Source organism: Micromonospora peucetia (assembly GCF_900091625.1).
In the GTDB taxonomy this organism is placed as follows: Bacteria; Actinomycetota; Actinomycetes; order Mycobacteriales; family Micromonosporaceae; genus Micromonospora; species Micromonospora peucetia.
This window is the reverse complement of the sequence record NZ_FMIC01000002.1, coordinates 7,071,710-7,086,318: the sequence shown is the minus strand read 5'-3', so window position 1 is coordinate 7,086,318 and position 14,609 is coordinate 7,071,710. Positions and strand designations below refer to the sequence as shown.

Below are 14,609 nucleotides of genomic sequence, written 5' to 3'. Positions count from 1 at the left end.
ACGGGGAGCAACCAGTGACGTATTCGACCAACGGCCGCCGGGTCCTGATCACCGGAGGCACGGGTTCCTTCGGCAAGACGATGGTGCGCCGGCTCCTCGACCGCGGCGTCGGCGAGGTCCGGGTGCTCAGCCGCGACGAGGCCAAACAGGACGACATGCGCCGGCTGCTCGGCGACGACCGGGTGCGCTACCACGTCGGGGACGTGCGCGACTACGACTCGGTGCTGCGGGCCAGCCGGGGGATCGACTACATCTTCCACGCGGCGGCCCTCAAGCAGGTGCCCTCGTGCGAGTTCTTCCCGCTGGAGGCGGTGCGGACCAACGTCCTGGGCAGCGCCAACGTGGTCGAGGCGGCGGAGCGCAACGGCGTCGGCTCGGTGGTCGTGCTGAGCACCGACAAGGCCGTCTACCCCGTCAACGCGATGGGCATGAGCAAGGCGATGATGGAGAAGGTCGCCCAGGCGCACGCCCGGAACAACCCGCACAGCGCGACCACCGTCTCCTGCGTCCGGTACGGCAACGTCATGTACTCGCGCGGCTCGGTGATCCCGCTCTTCATCGAGCAGATCAAGGCGGGCCGGGCGCCCACGGTGACGGACCCGGGGATGACCCGCTTCCTGATGTCGCTGGCCGACTCGGTGGAGCTGGTCGAGCACGCCTTCCAGCACGCCCGGCCCGGCGACATCTTCATCCGCAAGGCCGCCGCCTGCACCGTCGGCGACCTGGCCGAGGCGGTCTGCGAACTCTTCGACGTGCCCGCCAAGCTCGACGTGATCGGCGTACGACACGGCGAGAAGCAGGACGAGACGCTGGCCAGCCGGGAGGAACTCGCCCAGGCCGACGACTTCGGTGACTTCCTCCGGGTGCCGCTGGACGGCCGCGACCTCAACTACGCGCTCTACGTCTCCGAGGGAGAACTCGACCAGGGGCCGCCGGAGGACTTCAACTCCGCCAACGCGCCGCGGCTGGGCGTACCGCAGATCGTCGAGCTGCTGAAGACGTTGCCGGAGGTCCGCGCGGAGCTGGCCCTGCGGGACCCGGTGCTGGCGTGCTGAGGCTGGCGGTCACCGGCGCCGGCGGCTTCCTCGGCTGGCACGTGCGGGTGCTGCTGCGCGTCCTCGGCTGGCCGGAGCCGGTCGTCGTCACCCAGGCCGACCTGGCCGACCCGCAGCGGGCCGCGGCGAAGCTCGACGGGGTCGACCGGGTGCTGCACCTGGCCGGGGTCAACCGGGGTGAGCCGGCCGACGTGGCAGCCGGCAACGTGCAGCTCGCCGCCCAGCTCGCGCAGGGACTCAAGCACTGCCCGACGCCGCCCGGCGCGGTGGTCTTCGCCAACTCGGTGCAGGCCGGAAACGGCACGCCCTACGGCGACGCCAAGGCCGCCGCCGCCGGCACCCTGGCCGACACGGGCCTGCCTGTCGACGATGTCCTGCTGCCCAACCTGTACGGGGAGCACGGCCGGCCGTTCTACAACTCCGCGGTCGCGACGTTCTGCCGGCTGCTCGCCGAGGGCGGGCAGCCGGAGGTGCACGGCGACCGTGAGCTGAGCCTGGTGCACGTCACCGACGCGGCGGCCCGGATCGTCGGCGTTCCGGCCGCAGGTTCGTGGGACCCGGCCATGCCGGCGCTGCGGACCGGCGTGCGGGCCCTCGCCGACCGGCTCGCCGACGTCGCCGCCACCTACCGGACGGGCGAGCTGCCGGCCCTGGTGGACCGGCACGACGTGCGGCTGTTCAACACCTACCGGTCGCACTGCTTCCCGGCGCACTACCCGCTGGCGCTGCCGCGCCGGGCCGACGCCCGTGGCGAGCTGGTCGAGACGGTCAGGACGCACGGGGGAGGCGGGCAGACCTTCTGCTCCACGACCCGTCCCGGGATCACCCGGGGCGAGCACTTCCACCTGGCGAAGGTGGAACGCTTCGTGGTGCTGCGCGGTACGGCGGAGATCAGCCTGCGCCGGGTCGGCGACACCGAGGTGGTGCGGTTCCCGGTCTCCGGCGACGAGCCGGTGCTGGTGGACATGCCCACCATGTGGGTGCACAAGCTGGTCAACACCGGTCCGGACGACCTGGTCACCATGTTCTGGACCAACGAGCTGTTCGACCCGGCCCGGCCGGACACCTGGCCCGAGCCGGTGGAGACGGCCCGACCGGAGCGCGCGGTGGTCGCCGCGTGAGGATCGGCCTGGTCAGCCAGTGGTACCCGCCCGAAGGGGTGTTCATCCCCGGCAACCTGGCGCGTCAACTGGCCGAGCGGGGCCACGAGGTGCGGGTGCTCACCACCTTTCCGAGCTATCCGTACGGCCGGATCTTCCCCGGCTGGCGGCAGCGCTGGCGACACACCGAGACCGACGGGCCGGTCGCCGTCCGGCGGGTGCCCGCCTATCCCAGCCACGACACGTCCGCCGCCCGGCGCGCGCTGAGCCACCTGTCCTTCGGGGCCAGCAGCGCGCTGGGCGGTCTCCGCTGGCTGGCGGACGCCGACGTCACCTACGTCTACCATCCGCCACCCACCTCGATCGCCGCGGCGGCACTGCACCGTCTGGCCCGGCGTACGCCGATCGTGCTGCACGTCCAGGACCTGTGGCCGGAGTCGGTGCTCGGGTCGGGCATGGCGCCCGCCGGCCGGACCGGCCGGGCCCTGGAGCGCAGCGTCGGGGCACTGATGCGCGCGACGTACCGCCTGGCGGGTGCCGTCGTGGTGATCTCGCCGGCGATGGCCGACCTGGTCGTGGCCCGTGGCGCGGACCCGGACCGGGTCCGGGTGGTGTGGAACTGGACCGACGACGCGCTGTTCCGGCCGGTGCCGGCGACCGACGAGGCCCGTGCGGTGCTCGGCCACCGCGGGCGCCACACCGTGATGTTCGCCGGCAACATCGGCCTGTTGCAGGGTGTCGAGACCGCGATCCGGGCGGCGGCTGCCGCCCGCGACCTGATCGACCTGGTGCTGGTGGGCTCGGGTGCCGGCGAGGAGGCCGCGCGCCGGCTCGCCGCGGACCTCGGCGCCGACAACGTGCGGTTCGTCGGCCGGCGGCCCGCCGAACAGATGGCCGAGCTGTACGCGGCTGCCGACTGGCAGCTGGTCTGCCTGCGTGACCTGCCCGCGTTGCGCGGCAGCATCCCGTCGAAACTGCAGGCCGCCCTGGCCTGCGGCAGCCCGGTGATCGCGTCGGTGGGCGGCGACGCCGCGGCCCTGGTCCGCTCGGCCGGGGTCGGCCTGGTCTCCCCGCCGGGGGACTGGCGGGCGCTCGCCGCGCGGTTCTGCGTCGCGGCGGCCGAGTCCGCGGACGTCCGGGCGGAGTTGGGCCAGCGGGCCCGACGGGTCTACCAGGAGCGTATGTCGCTGCGGGTGGGCGTGGACCAGTTCGAGGACATCCTGATCAAGCTGGCAGCAGAGAGAGGACGGGCATGACCCGGATCATGACGGTGGTCGGCACCCGACCCGAGATCATCCGACTGTCCCGGGTGATCGCCCGGCTCGACGACACCGTGGACCACCTGCTGGTGCACACCGGACAGAACTGGGACAGCACGCTCTCCGACGTCTTCTTCAAGGAGTTGCGACTGCGCGAGCCGGACCGGTTCCTCCGGGTGGACACCTCGTCGCTCGGCCGGGTGCTGGGCGGCGTGCTGGTCGGCATGGAGGCGGCGATCGCCGAGACGCGGCCGGACGCGCTGCTCGTGCTCGGCGACACCAACAGCTGCATCGCCGCGCTGATGGCCCGGCGGATGCGGGTGCCGGTCTACCACATGGAGGCCGGCAACCGCTGCTTCGACCTCAACGTCCCCGAGGAGACCAACCGGCGGCTGGTCGACCACGTCGCCGACTTCAACCTGGTCTACACGGAGCACGCCCGGCGCAACCTGCTGGCCGAGGGGCTGCACCCGCGCCGCATCCTGCACACCGGCTCGCCGATGCGCGAGGTGCTGGAGCACTACCGGGCCGACATCGCCGCGTCGGGGGTGCTGCGCCAACTCGACCTCGCACCCGGCCGGTACTTCGTGGTCAGCGCGCACCGCGAGGAGAACGTGGACCAGCCGGCCCGCCTCCAGCGTCTGCTCGACTGCCTCAAGGCGGTCCGCGACCGGTGGGGGCATCCGGTGCTGGTCTCCACGCATCCCCGCACCCGCAAGCGGTTGGAGGCGTTGGCGCCGGACGCGAGCGTCCTCGACGGGATCGCGTTCCACGAGCCGTTCGGCCTCTTCGACTACGTGCATTTGCAGACCAGGGCCTTCTGCACGCTCTCCGACAGCGGCACGATCAGCGAGGAGGCCGCGATCCTCGGCTTCCCGGCCGTGACGTTGCGCGAGTCGATCGAGCGCCCGGAGGCGCTGGACGCCGGCGGGATCATCATGACCGGCCTCGACCCGCAGGGCGTGGTCGAGGCGGTCGACGTGACCGTGGGTCAGGTCGCCGCCCAGGGGGTGCCGTGCCCGGTCGACTACCGGGTCCCGGACACCTCCCGCCGGGTGGTCGACTTCGTTCTCTCCACCGTCCGTAGGCACCACGACTGGGCGGGCATCCGCCGCTGAGACCGGCAGAACGAAAACCGGCGACCGGAACCTCCGGTCGCCGGTTTCGTGCTGCCGACGGAATGCGGGTGACAGAGGCGGGTACCTCCGGCCTGATCGGGACGGCCCGGACGGCGGCGTCGGCCGCCACCTTTGCGGACGCCGCCGACCCCTCGGGGTCGGCGGCGTCCGCACGCGACGGTGTCAGCGGGACAGCGGCACCTGCACCGAGGAGCGGCGGACCGGCCCGGCCGGGTGGTCGCAGAGCAGGGCCAGCTGCGCGACCACCTTCTCCGGATCGTCGTACGGGTCGAGGCCGCTGACCTCCATCGGGTCCAGGGCGGGCACCGTCACGTGCGAGACCAGCGGGTGCAGCGGCCGGGTGTCGGTCTCGCCGTCGCCGAACAGGTCCTCGTGCAGCTTCTCGCCGGGTCGCAGTCCGGTGTAGACGATCGGTACACCGCTGTCCGCCTGCTCGGCCATCTGCCGGGCCAGGTCGGCGATGCGGACGGGCTCACCCATGTCCAGTACCAGCGCCTCCCCGTCGCGGCCGATCTCGGCGGCCTGCAACACCAGGTGCACCGCCTCCTGCACCGTCATCAGGTAGCGGGTCACCTCCGGGTGGGTGACGGTGAGCGGGTTGCCCAGCTCGATCTGCCGCTGGAACGCGGTCACCACCGATCCGCGGCTGCTCAGCACGTTGCCGAAGCGGACGCTGAGGAAGGTGCCGGGGAAACGGGAGGCGGCGTGCGCGGTCAACCGCTCGGTGATCCGCTTCGAGTATCCGAGGACGCTGATCGGGTCGGCGGCCTTGTCGGTGGAGATGTTGACGAACCGGGCCACGTCGCGGCACGCGTCGAGCACCGAGAGGGTGCCCCAGACGTTCGTCTTCACCGCCTCGCCGGGGTGCCGCTGGAGCAGCGTGAGGTGCTTGAGCGCGGCGGCGTGGAAGATGACGTCCGGCCGGCGGTCCCGGATGATCCGCCGGATGCCCTCGTCGTCGCGGAGGTCGGCGAGGATCAGTTCGGGACCGTCCAGCATGGCCCGGCCGGCCAGCGACATCTGGAGGCCGTGCAGGGCCGACTCGTCGCGGTCGAGCATCATCAGCTCGCCCGGATCCGCCTTCATCAGCTGCCGGCACAGCTCCGAGCCGATGGAGCCACCGGCGCCGGTGACCAGGATCCGCCGGCCGGTGAGCCCGTTGCCGCTCAACTGCATGTCGGCGACGACCTGCCGGCGACCGAGCAGGTCACCGATCTGCACGTCGCGGACGTCGGTGACGGTGATCCGGTGGTCGACGAGGTCCCGGACCGGAGGCAGCACCTTGAACGCCGCCCCGGTCGGCAGGGTGGCCTCGCGGATCTCCCGGATCAGCGCGGCGTCGGCGTTGGCGACGGAGAAGATCACCGTCGTCGCGCCGGTACGCCGTACGGCCGTCGCCACGTCCCGGCGACCGCCGAGCACCCGTACCCCGCCGATGCGCAGGTCCCGCTTGTCGGGGTCGTCGTCGAGGGCGCCGACGGGCCGGTAGCGCCCGCGCGGGTCGCCGAGCATGGCCCGGAGCAGCCCCTGCCCGGCGTCGCCGAGTCCGAACAGCAGCACGGGGTCGGAGGATCGGGCGTCCGGCCGCATGGCGAGGTCGCGGCGGTGCCGGTAGGTGAACCGGGCGGTCAGCATGAACAGCAGCGCCAGGGCGCCCCCGACCAGCGGCGTGCTCGCCGGCACCGGTCGTACGCCGGCCGGCAGCAGCCCGACCAGCAGGATCGCGGCCGTGGTGGCCGCGGTGCCCGCCACCCCCTGCACCTCCTGGAGGCTGCCCAGCGGGTGGCGTCCGGAGTAGATCCGGCGCACCGCCGCGACGGCCACGTGCACGGCGGCGGCGAGGACGCCGCAGGCGGCGGCGCGGGCGAGGTGGTCGGTCGTCAGGTCGAACTCGTAGCGGAACCAGACCGCGGCGATGAACCCGCCGATCCAGGCGGTGCTGTCGGTGGCGAGAAATCCGATGGTGCGGCGGCGCACCCTGGCCCGGTACGACCTCTGCCCACCGAGGCGGGCGGGCTCTGTTTCCGGCGGCATCTGTGCTCCCTGTCAGTCTCCGACCGCTTCCGCCGTGAGGCGGAAGGAGCTTTGGGCTCCTTTAGTTGATACATGCCTTAACGCGATGTTTGGAGCTTTTCAGGTTTGATGACCGATTTTCGTTCCCGGCGGGCGGGCGTCGGTTCAGCGGGCGGGTACGCCCTTGACGACCACGCCGTCCGGCACGTCCCGCACGACGCAGGCACCCGCCCCGACGGTGCTGTCCCGTCCCACCCGCAGGCCCTGCAACACGGCCGCCGTCGTGCCGACGAGCGCCCCTTCCGCCAGGTGGCAGTCGCCGGAGACGGCGGCCAGCGGGTAGACCGACACGAAGTCGGCGAGGGTGCAGTCGTGCCCGACCGTGGCGTTCTGGTTGAGGTGCACGTGCCGGCCGACGGTGATGTTGGTGGTGGCCCGGGCCCCCGGGAAGGCCACGAAACCGGGGCCGTGCACGATGTCCGGCCCGATCGTCGCCGCGGGGTGCACGAGGCTCGCCGCCGCCGTGCCGTACGCGTCGACCCGGGCGGCGACCGCCCGCCGGACGCGCGGGTCGCCGATGCCGATGACGTGGTGCGTGTCCGGGGGCGCGTCGCGCAGCCAGGCGACGCCGCCGAGGCAGGGCACGTCGAGCCGCTGCATCCGTTTCAGGTTCTCCTCGGAGGGCCGGTCGTCGACGAACCCGAGGAGGCGCCAGCGCGGCCGGCCGGTGGCGGCGTCCATCGCCCGGGCGATCGTGAGGACCTCCCGGCCGTGGCCGCCGCAGCCGACGACCACCAGGGGGATCGTCACGCCGTCGACGCTCCCACCCGTTCCGTCAGGAACTCGCCGACGGCGGCGAGGACGAGGCCGACCTGCCGCTCGTTGAGGGCGCTGCCGCTGGGCAGGGCCAGCCCGTCGGCGAACAACCGCTCGGCAACCCCGGTGACGAGGCGCTCGGCGTCGGCGTACGCCGGTTGCAGGTGCATCGGCTTCCAGACCGGTCGCGTCTCGATGTCCCGCCCGGCCAGGTGGGCGGCGAGGTCGGCGGCCCGCCAGCCGGACCGCTCCGGGTCGACCGCGATGGTGGTCAGCCAGCAGTTGGAGCCGGCATCCTCCACGCCGAGCAGGCGCACACCCGGAACCGGGGCGAAGAGCTTGGCGTAGCGGTCGCGCAGGTGCCGGCGTCGGGTGATCATCCCGTCCAGCCGGACGAGCTGGGCACGCCCCAGCGCGGCGAGCAGGTTGCTGAGCCGGTAGTTGTAGCCCGTCTCGCGGTGCTCGTAGTGCGGTGTCGGTTCGCGGGCCTGGGTCGACAGGAACCGGGCCCGGGCGAGCAGGTCCGGGTCGTCGGAGACGAGCATCCCACCGCCCGAGGTGGTCATGATCTTGTTGCCGTTGAAGGAGAGGATGCCCACCTGCCCGAAGGAGCCGGCCGGTCGGCCGTGATGGGTCGCGCCGAGGGCCTCCGCGGCGTCCTCGACGACCGGCACGCCCGCCGCCGCGCAGACCGGGGCCAGCGCGGTGTGGTCGGCGCAGCTGCCGAAGAGGTCGACGGGGACGACCGCCCCGACGCGCTCCCCCCGGGCGGTGAGGGTCCGGATCAGCTCCTCCACGCCGGCGACGTCGATGTTCCCGGAATACGGATCACAGTCGACGAAGACCGGCCGGGCACCGGTGTACCGGACCGCGTTCGCGGTGGCCACGAAGGTCAGCGTCGGCACGATGACGGCGTCCCCGGGCCTGACTCCCACCCCGAGCAGCGCCAGGTGCAGCGCGGCCGTGCCGGAACTCACGGCCACGGCCCCGCAGGTGCCCACCCGGGCGGCGACCTCGCGCTCGAACGCGTCGAGGTCCGGCCCCACGGGCGCTACCCAGCCGGATCGCAGGGCCGCGACCAGGTACGACTCCTCCAGCGGCCCGACGTCGGGCGGGGAGAGGTGGATGGTCCGGCTCATCGGCGACCTCCGGCGGGGACGGCCAGGTCGGCGTCCGGTCCCGGCCGGGCGTCCGGCCCTGACCGGGCGGGGACCAGTGAGGGCGTGCCGAGGAACTCGGGCGCGGTGGCCGAGCCCGCCGCGGAGATCCCCTCGCGGCGCAGCACGGTGCGGACGGTCGCGGCGAGGATCGACAGGTCCAGCCGCAGGCAGCGGTGGTCGACGTACCAGACGTCCAGGTCCAGCTTCTCCTCCCAGCCCAGGCTGTTGCGCCCGCGCACCTGGGCCAGCCCGGTGACGCCCGGCCTGACCTCGTGCCGGCGGGCCTGGGTGGGGGAGTAGCGCGGCAGGTACGCGGTGAGCAGGGGACGGGGGCCGACCAGGCTCATGTCGCCGCGCAGCACGTTGACCAGCGTCGGCAGCTCGTCGAGGCTGGTGGAACGCAGGAACCGCCCGAGCGGCGTGAGCCGGTCCCCGTCACGCACCCGCCCCCGCTGCGGATCGGGCGGGAGCATGGTGCGGAACTTGACCAGCTCGAACACCTGGCCGTGCCGTCCCACGCGCGGCTGCCGGAACAACACCGGCCGGCCGAGTCCCACCGCCACCAGCACCGCCACCACGAGGATCAGGGGCGCGGCCAGCACGAGCAGCAGCACGGCCGCCGCCACGTCGACCGCCCGCTTGAGCGTCTCCCGGTGGGACCGGCGCGCGAGGTCCACCGGCGTGTCCACGGAACCAGGCAAGGTCTCGACCTCCAGGTAGAGTCAGGCACACGCGACAAACCCGTTCTAACAGGGATTAACGTCGCATAGGCGCCGAATCGCGACACTCGACGCTGATCCCGACAGGTCAACCGCCCAACGGCCTGTCAGGACGCGGCCCGGCACGGACGGAACTCTCCGCCACCCATCTCCGCCACCCATGCCGTGCCGCCGGCCGTCGCCGATCGCGTCCGGCCCGAGGTCCGCCGCCCGCTGACCCAGGTCAGGGCGTCTCGTCGCCCGCGTCCAGCCGCCGGGTGAGCAGGGTGCGCAGCGGGATCGACTCGCCGTCGCGACCACCCGCACCGACCACGAGCGGTGGCGGACCGGGCTGCGGCTCGGCCCCGAACAGCCGGGCACGCAGGCCGCCCGTCACTGTCAGCAGGTGGAACCGCCCGTCGACGTCGACGGCCCGGGTACGGGCCCGGTCGACGTACCAGCCGCGCAGCCCCGTCCGGTAGCTTCCACGCCCGTCGAGGCCCCGCGCGGTGAGCCGCTCCGTGGGCAGCCCGCGCCGGGCCGCCTCGGCCACGAACCAGGCGACGAGCTCCGCCGCCTCGGCCTGCTCGGCGGCCCGCCGGCGCTCGTCGGCCGCCGCGTGCGCCCGCACCGCCCGTCGCTGCCGCTCCCGCCACTCCAGGCCGTCGCCCTCATCCACGACGGCGACGGTACGCCCCGACGCCCGCCACGGGAAAGCGTCCGGCCCCGGTCCCCACTCGCCGGTCCCACTCGCCGGTCCCACTCGCCGGTCCCACTCGCCGGTCCCACTCGCCGGTCCCACCCGCCGGTCCCACCCACCGGGTCCTACCCACCGGCCCTCGCCGGTCCGACCGCCGGATGGGCGACCGCTCCGTGGGCGGTGGTGGGCGGTGGTGGCCGCCGAGCCGGTCCGCGGGCGAAAGGGTCGTAGGACGCTGTCGAGCTGAGTCGTCTGCGACATCAGGCGGTGCGTGGATCCGCTGTGGCACCAGACGGCCCTGAATCGTCTGCGACATCAGCTCGACAGCGTCCCGGGTGTGGATCCTCCGCCGGCCGGCAGCGCCCCGAGCCGCTTGCCGGCCGGCGTGACGATGTCAGGCCAGTCCAGCCCGACGCAGCGCGTCCGCCATGGCGTCGTTGGCCGGCGCGGGCCCCGCTCCACCACGGCCCTGCCGCTGCGCCCCGCCGCCCTGCCCGGTCTGCCCGCCGCGTCCGCCGCCCGAGGCACCCCGGTCACCGCGCCCGCCGCCCTGACCTGTCTGACCGCCCTGCCCGGTCTGCGCGCCGCGCCCGCCGCCCTGCCCGCCGCCCTGCCCGCCGCGCCCGCCGCCCTGGCCGGTCTGACCGCCCTGCGGGGCGGCCCGGTCACCGCCCTGACCGCCCCGCAAGGCACCCCGGTCACCGCGTGGCCCGCCCGGCCCGCCCTGCCCGCCGCGCTCGCGGCGACCGCCGTCCGGGCCGCCGCGCCCGGCGCCCGCCTCCGCGTCGTCCTCGAGCCGGAGGGTGAGCGAGATCCGTTTGCGGGGCACGTCGACGTCGAGCACCTTGACCCGGACCACGTCGCCGGACTTGACCACCTCGCGCGGGTCCTTGACGAAGGTCCGGGACATGGCCGAGACGTGCACCAGCCCGTCCTGGTGCACGCCGACGTCCACGAACGCGCCGAACGCGGCAACGTTGGTCACCACACCCTCCAGCACCATTCCGGGCACCAGGTCGCCGATCTTCTCCACCCCCTCGACGAAGGTGGCGGTGCGGAACTCCGGCCGGGGATCGCGACCCGGCTTCTCCAACTCGGCGAGGATGTCGGTGACGGTGGGCAGGCCGAAGGTGTCGTCGACGAAGTCGGTGGCCCGCAACCCCCGCAGGATGGCGCTCCTGCCGATCAACGACCGCAGATCCTGCCCGGTGCTGGACAGGATCCGGCGCACCACCGGGTACGTCTCGGGGTGCACGCTGGAGGAGTCCAGCGGGTCGTCGCCGCCGGGGATGCGCAGGAAGCCGGCACACTGCTCGAAGGCCTTCGGCCCGAGCCGGGCGACCTTCTTCAGCTCCACCCGGGTGCGGAACGGGCCGTTGGCGTCGCGGTGCAGCACGATGTTCTCCGCCAGCCCGGCGCCGATGCCCGAGACCCGGGTCAGCAGCGGCGCGGAGGCGGTGTTGACGTCGACCCCGACCGCGTTGACGCAGTCCTCGACCACCGCGTCCAGCGACCGGGAGAGCTTCACCTCCGACAGGTCGTGCTGGTACTGGCCGACTCCGATCGAGCGCGGGTCGATCTTGACCAGCTCGGCGAGCGGGTCCTGCAGACGGCGGGCGATGGAGACCGCGCCGCGCAGCGAGACGTCCATCCCGGGCAGCTCCTGCGAGGCGTACGCGGAGGCGGAGTAGACCGACGCGCCGGCCTCGGAGACCACCACCTTGGTGAGGTTGAGCTGCGGGTACCGCTTGATCAGCTCGCCGGCGAGCTTGTCGGTCTCCCGGCTGGCGGTGCCGTTGCCGATGGCGACCAGCTCGACGCCGTGCGCCCCGGCCAACCGGGCGAGAGTCTCGATCGAGGCGTCCCACTGCCGGCGCGGCTCGTGCGGGTAGATCGTGTCGGTGGCGACCACCTTGCCGGTGGCGTCCACGACGGCGACCTTCACGCCGGTACGCAGGCCCGGGTCCAGCCCCATGGTGGGCCGGGTGCCGGCCGGCGCGGCGAGCAGCAGGTCCCGCAGGTTGGTGGCGAAGACCCGCACCGCCTCCTCCTCGGCCGCCTGCCACAGCCGCATCCGCAGGTCTGCCCCGAGGTGGATGAGAACCCGGGTGCGCCAGGCCCAGCGCACCGTGTCGGCCAGCCACCGGTCGGCCGGCCGGCCCTGGTCGCTGATGCCGAACCGGCCCGCGATCGCCGCCTCGTAGCGGGTCGGCCCGGTGACCGGCGCGTCGGTCTCGCCGGCCTCCTCGGGCTCCATGGTCAGGTCGAGCATGCCCTCCTTCTCGCCCCGGAACATGGCCAGGATCCGGTGCGAGGGCAGCTTCGGGTACGGCTCGGCGAAGTCGAAGTAGTCGGCGAACTTCGCCCCGGCCGACTCCTGCCCGTCGCGTACCCGGGAAACCAGCCGGCCCCGCGACCACATCTGCTCGCGCAGCGTGCCGATCAGGTCGGCGTCCTCCGCGAAGCGCTCGATGAGGATGGCCCGGGCGCCCTCCAGGGCGGCGGCGGGATCGGCCACGCCCCGCTCCGCGTCCACGTAGCCGGCGGCGGCCTGGCGCGGATCCTGCCCCGGGTCGGTGAGCAGCGACTCGGCGAGCGGCTCCAGCCCGGCCTCGCGGGCGATCTGCGCCCGGGTCCGGCGCTTGGGCTTGTAGGGCAGGTAGATGTCCTCCAGGCGGGACTTCGAGTTGGCCGCCATGATCTGCGCTTCCAGGGCCTCGTCGAGCTTGCCCTGGCCGCGGATCGACTCCAGCACCGCCGCGCGCCGCTCGTCCAACTCGCGCAGGTAACGCAGCCGCTCCTCCAGGGTGCGCAGCTGGGTGTCGTCGAGCAGGCCGGTGGCCTCCTTGCGGTAGCGGGCGATGAACGGCACGGTCGAGCCGCCGTCGAGCAGCTCCACGGCCGCCCGTACCTGGCGCTCGGCGACGCCGAGCTCCTCGGCGATCCGCTGATGAACAGAGAGGGTCACGATCTCGATCCGCCTTAGGTGTGGGTTCCGCTGTGCATTCTGCCGGCCCGCACCGACGGTCGCCCCCGCCCCCGGCCCGGCGTGCCGTTCCCACCCGCGCCGCCCGCGACGCTGCCGGCCGGCGCGCCGTCGCCTTCCGACCCGGCCGGCGTGCGCCGTACCGGCCCGCGCTGCGCTAGCGTGGCGATCATGGAACCTCCCGCGGACCCGCGTGCCCGGCGGCTCTTCGGCGGCAGCGCCCGGGCGCTCGGCGACCTCGCTGCCAGCCCGTTCCGGGCCGACCGGGACCGCATCGTGGCCTCGCCGTTCTTCGCCCGGCTGAACGGCGTGACCCAGGTGGTCAGCCCCGGCGGCTCCGGCCTGCTCGTGCACAACCGGCTCACCCACAGCCTGAAGGTGGCGCAGGTGGCGCGCGCCATCGCCGAGCGGCTCACCGCCGACGACCGGCACCGCGACCTGTTGGAGAAGCTGGGCGGCTGCGACCCGGACGTGGTGGAGGCCGCTGCCCTCGCGCACGACCTCGGGCACCCGCCGTTCGGGCACCTGGGGGAGCGGGTGCTGGACCGGCTGGCCCGGCAGCGGCTCGGGCTGACCGACGGCTTCGAGGGCAACGCCCAGTCGTACCGGATCGTCACCAGCACCGAGATCCGCGGCGCGGCGACCACCGGTCTGGACCTCACGGCGGCGGTGCGGGCGGCGCTGCTGAAGTACCCGTGGACGCGGCTGGACCATCCCGACCCGCACCCCCGGCTGTTGGACCCGCCGCCGCGCGGCGCCACCCCGCCGCCCGACGACCCGGACAGCGGCTCGTCGAAGTTCGGGGCGTACCGGACCGAGATCGACGACCTGCGGCAGGCCCGGGAGCCGTTCGTCGGCCGGATCCCGGACTGGCAGCAGACCGTCGAGGCGTCGGTGATGGACACCGCCGACGACATCGCGTACGCCATCCACGACGTGGAGGACTTCTACCGGGTCGGAGTGCTCCAGCAGGGCGCGGTGGCCGCCGAACTGATGGCCTGGCAGCGCGAGAGCGGGCACTTCCGGGCCATCACCGACGCGGCCCTGGCCGCTGCCGCCCGACGGCCCGGTGCGGCGATCGAGCGGCTGCGCCGGCAACTGCACCGCAAGGACGCCTGGATCGCCGACGACGAGGCGTTCGCCGCCGCCGTCGAACACGTCCGCGAGGAACTGGTCGAAGGGCTGCTGGCCATGCCCTTCGACGGATCCATCGAGGCGGAGCAGTACGTGGCCCGGTTCTCCGCCCGCTGGACGACCCGCTTCGTCGACGCGATCACGGTGGTCGGGCAGCCGGCGGTCCGCTCCGGCCACGTGCTGCTCGCTCCGGCGCAGTGGCACGAGGTGCAGGTGCTCAAGTTCGTCCACCACCGGTTCGTGCTGGCCCGGCCGGACCTGGCCCTGCACCAGCGTGGGCAGGCGCGGCTGCTGGGCACCCTGGTGGAGGCGCTGCTGGAGTGGCTGCTCGACCCCGAGGAGGAGTCCCGGCTGCCGCGGCGCCTACACGACCTGGTGGAGCTCGCCGAGGCGGAACTGCACCCGCGTACGCCGGACCGGATCGGCAAGGCGCGCGGGCGGGCGATCGTCGACTTCGTCGCCCAGCTCACCGACGGCCAGGCGGTCGCCATGCTGGATGCCCTGTCGGGCCGTTCCGGGGCCCTCTGGACCGACGCCTTCGTCCTCTGA

At 73.6% G+C, this 14,609-nt stretch carries 11 protein-coding genes; 5 read left to right on the top strand and 6 right to left on the bottom strand.

Annotated elements, in window-relative coordinates; all coding sequences use genetic code 11:
• Positions 1-14 precede the first annotated feature (14 nt).
• Genes GA0070608_RS31005 through wecB form a run of 4 tightly spaced genes read left to right on the top strand, consistent with a single transcriptional unit; the run spans position 15 to position 4,532 of the window.
• A complete protein-coding gene (locus GA0070608_RS31005) occupies positions 15-1,055 on the top strand; it encodes an SDR family NAD(P)-dependent oxidoreductase (protein ID WP_091633591.1) in 1,041 nt (346 codons plus the stop codon).
• Positions 1,049-2,176 (top strand): polysaccharide biosynthesis C-terminal domain-containing protein, encoded by a 1,128-nt coding sequence (locus GA0070608_RS31000; protein WP_091633587.1) that lies wholly within the window; start codon positions 1,049-1,051, stop codon positions 2,174-2,176. Before GA0070608_RS31005 ends, GA0070608_RS31000 begins: the two co-directional genes overlap by 7 nt.
• Entirely contained in the window at positions 2,173-3,411 is a 1,239-nt protein-coding gene (locus GA0070608_RS30995) for a glycosyltransferase family 4 protein (RefSeq protein ID WP_091633583.1), read from the top strand. Before GA0070608_RS31000 ends, GA0070608_RS30995 begins: the two co-directional genes overlap by 4 nt.
• Complete coding sequence (gene wecB / locus GA0070608_RS30990; RefSeq protein WP_091633580.1) at positions 3,408-4,532, top strand: non-hydrolyzing UDP-N-acetylglucosamine 2-epimerase; 1,125 nt, start codon at positions 3,408-3,410, stop codon at positions 4,530-4,532. The genes GA0070608_RS30995 and wecB overlap by 4 nt, the downstream gene beginning before the upstream one ends.
• A 183-nt stretch (positions 4,533-4,715) precedes the next feature.
• Here wecB and GA0070608_RS30985 read toward each other — a convergent pair whose 3' ends face one another.
• The 6 genes from GA0070608_RS30985 to GA0070608_RS30960 form a co-directional block, all read right to left on the bottom strand.
• On the bottom strand, positions 4,716-6,587 hold the full coding sequence (locus tag GA0070608_RS30985; RefSeq protein ID WP_091633577.1) for a nucleoside-diphosphate sugar epimerase/dehydratase: 1,872 nt from the start codon (positions 6,585-6,587) through the stop codon (positions 4,716-4,718).
• A gap of 144 nt (positions 6,588-6,731) precedes the next feature.
• Positions 6,732-7,376, bottom strand: a complete 645-nt coding sequence (locus tag GA0070608_RS30980) for an acetyltransferase (RefSeq protein ID WP_091633573.1) — start codon at positions 7,374-7,376, stop codon at positions 6,732-6,734.
• A complete protein-coding gene (locus tag GA0070608_RS30975; protein WP_091633569.1) occupies positions 7,373-8,521 on the bottom strand; it encodes a DegT/DnrJ/EryC1/StrS family aminotransferase in 1,149 nt (382 codons plus the stop codon). Before GA0070608_RS30975 ends, GA0070608_RS30980 begins: the two co-directional genes overlap by 4 nt.
• Complete coding sequence (locus GA0070608_RS30970) at positions 8,518-9,231, bottom strand: sugar transferase (RefSeq protein WP_281186169.1); 714 nt, start codon at positions 9,229-9,231, stop codon at positions 8,518-8,520. Before GA0070608_RS30970 ends, GA0070608_RS30975 begins: the two co-directional genes overlap by 4 nt.
• Positions 9,232-9,484: 253 nt before the next feature.
• Entirely contained in the window at positions 9,485-9,919 is a 435-nt protein-coding gene (locus tag GA0070608_RS30965; RefSeq protein ID WP_091633565.1) for a hypothetical protein, read from the bottom strand.
• A gap of 415 nt (positions 9,920-10,334) precedes the next feature.
• Positions 10,335-12,908, bottom strand: coding sequence for a Tex family protein (locus tag GA0070608_RS30960; RefSeq protein WP_091633562.1), 2,574 nt, complete (start codon positions 12,906-12,908; stop codon positions 10,335-10,337).
• Between the two features lie 189 nt (positions 12,909-13,097).
• Here GA0070608_RS30960 and GA0070608_RS30955 point away from each other — a divergent pair, with 189 nt between their 5' ends.
• Complete coding sequence (locus GA0070608_RS30955; RefSeq protein ID WP_091636623.1) at positions 13,098-14,609, top strand: deoxyguanosinetriphosphate triphosphohydrolase family protein; 1,512 nt, start codon at positions 13,098-13,100, stop codon at positions 14,607-14,609.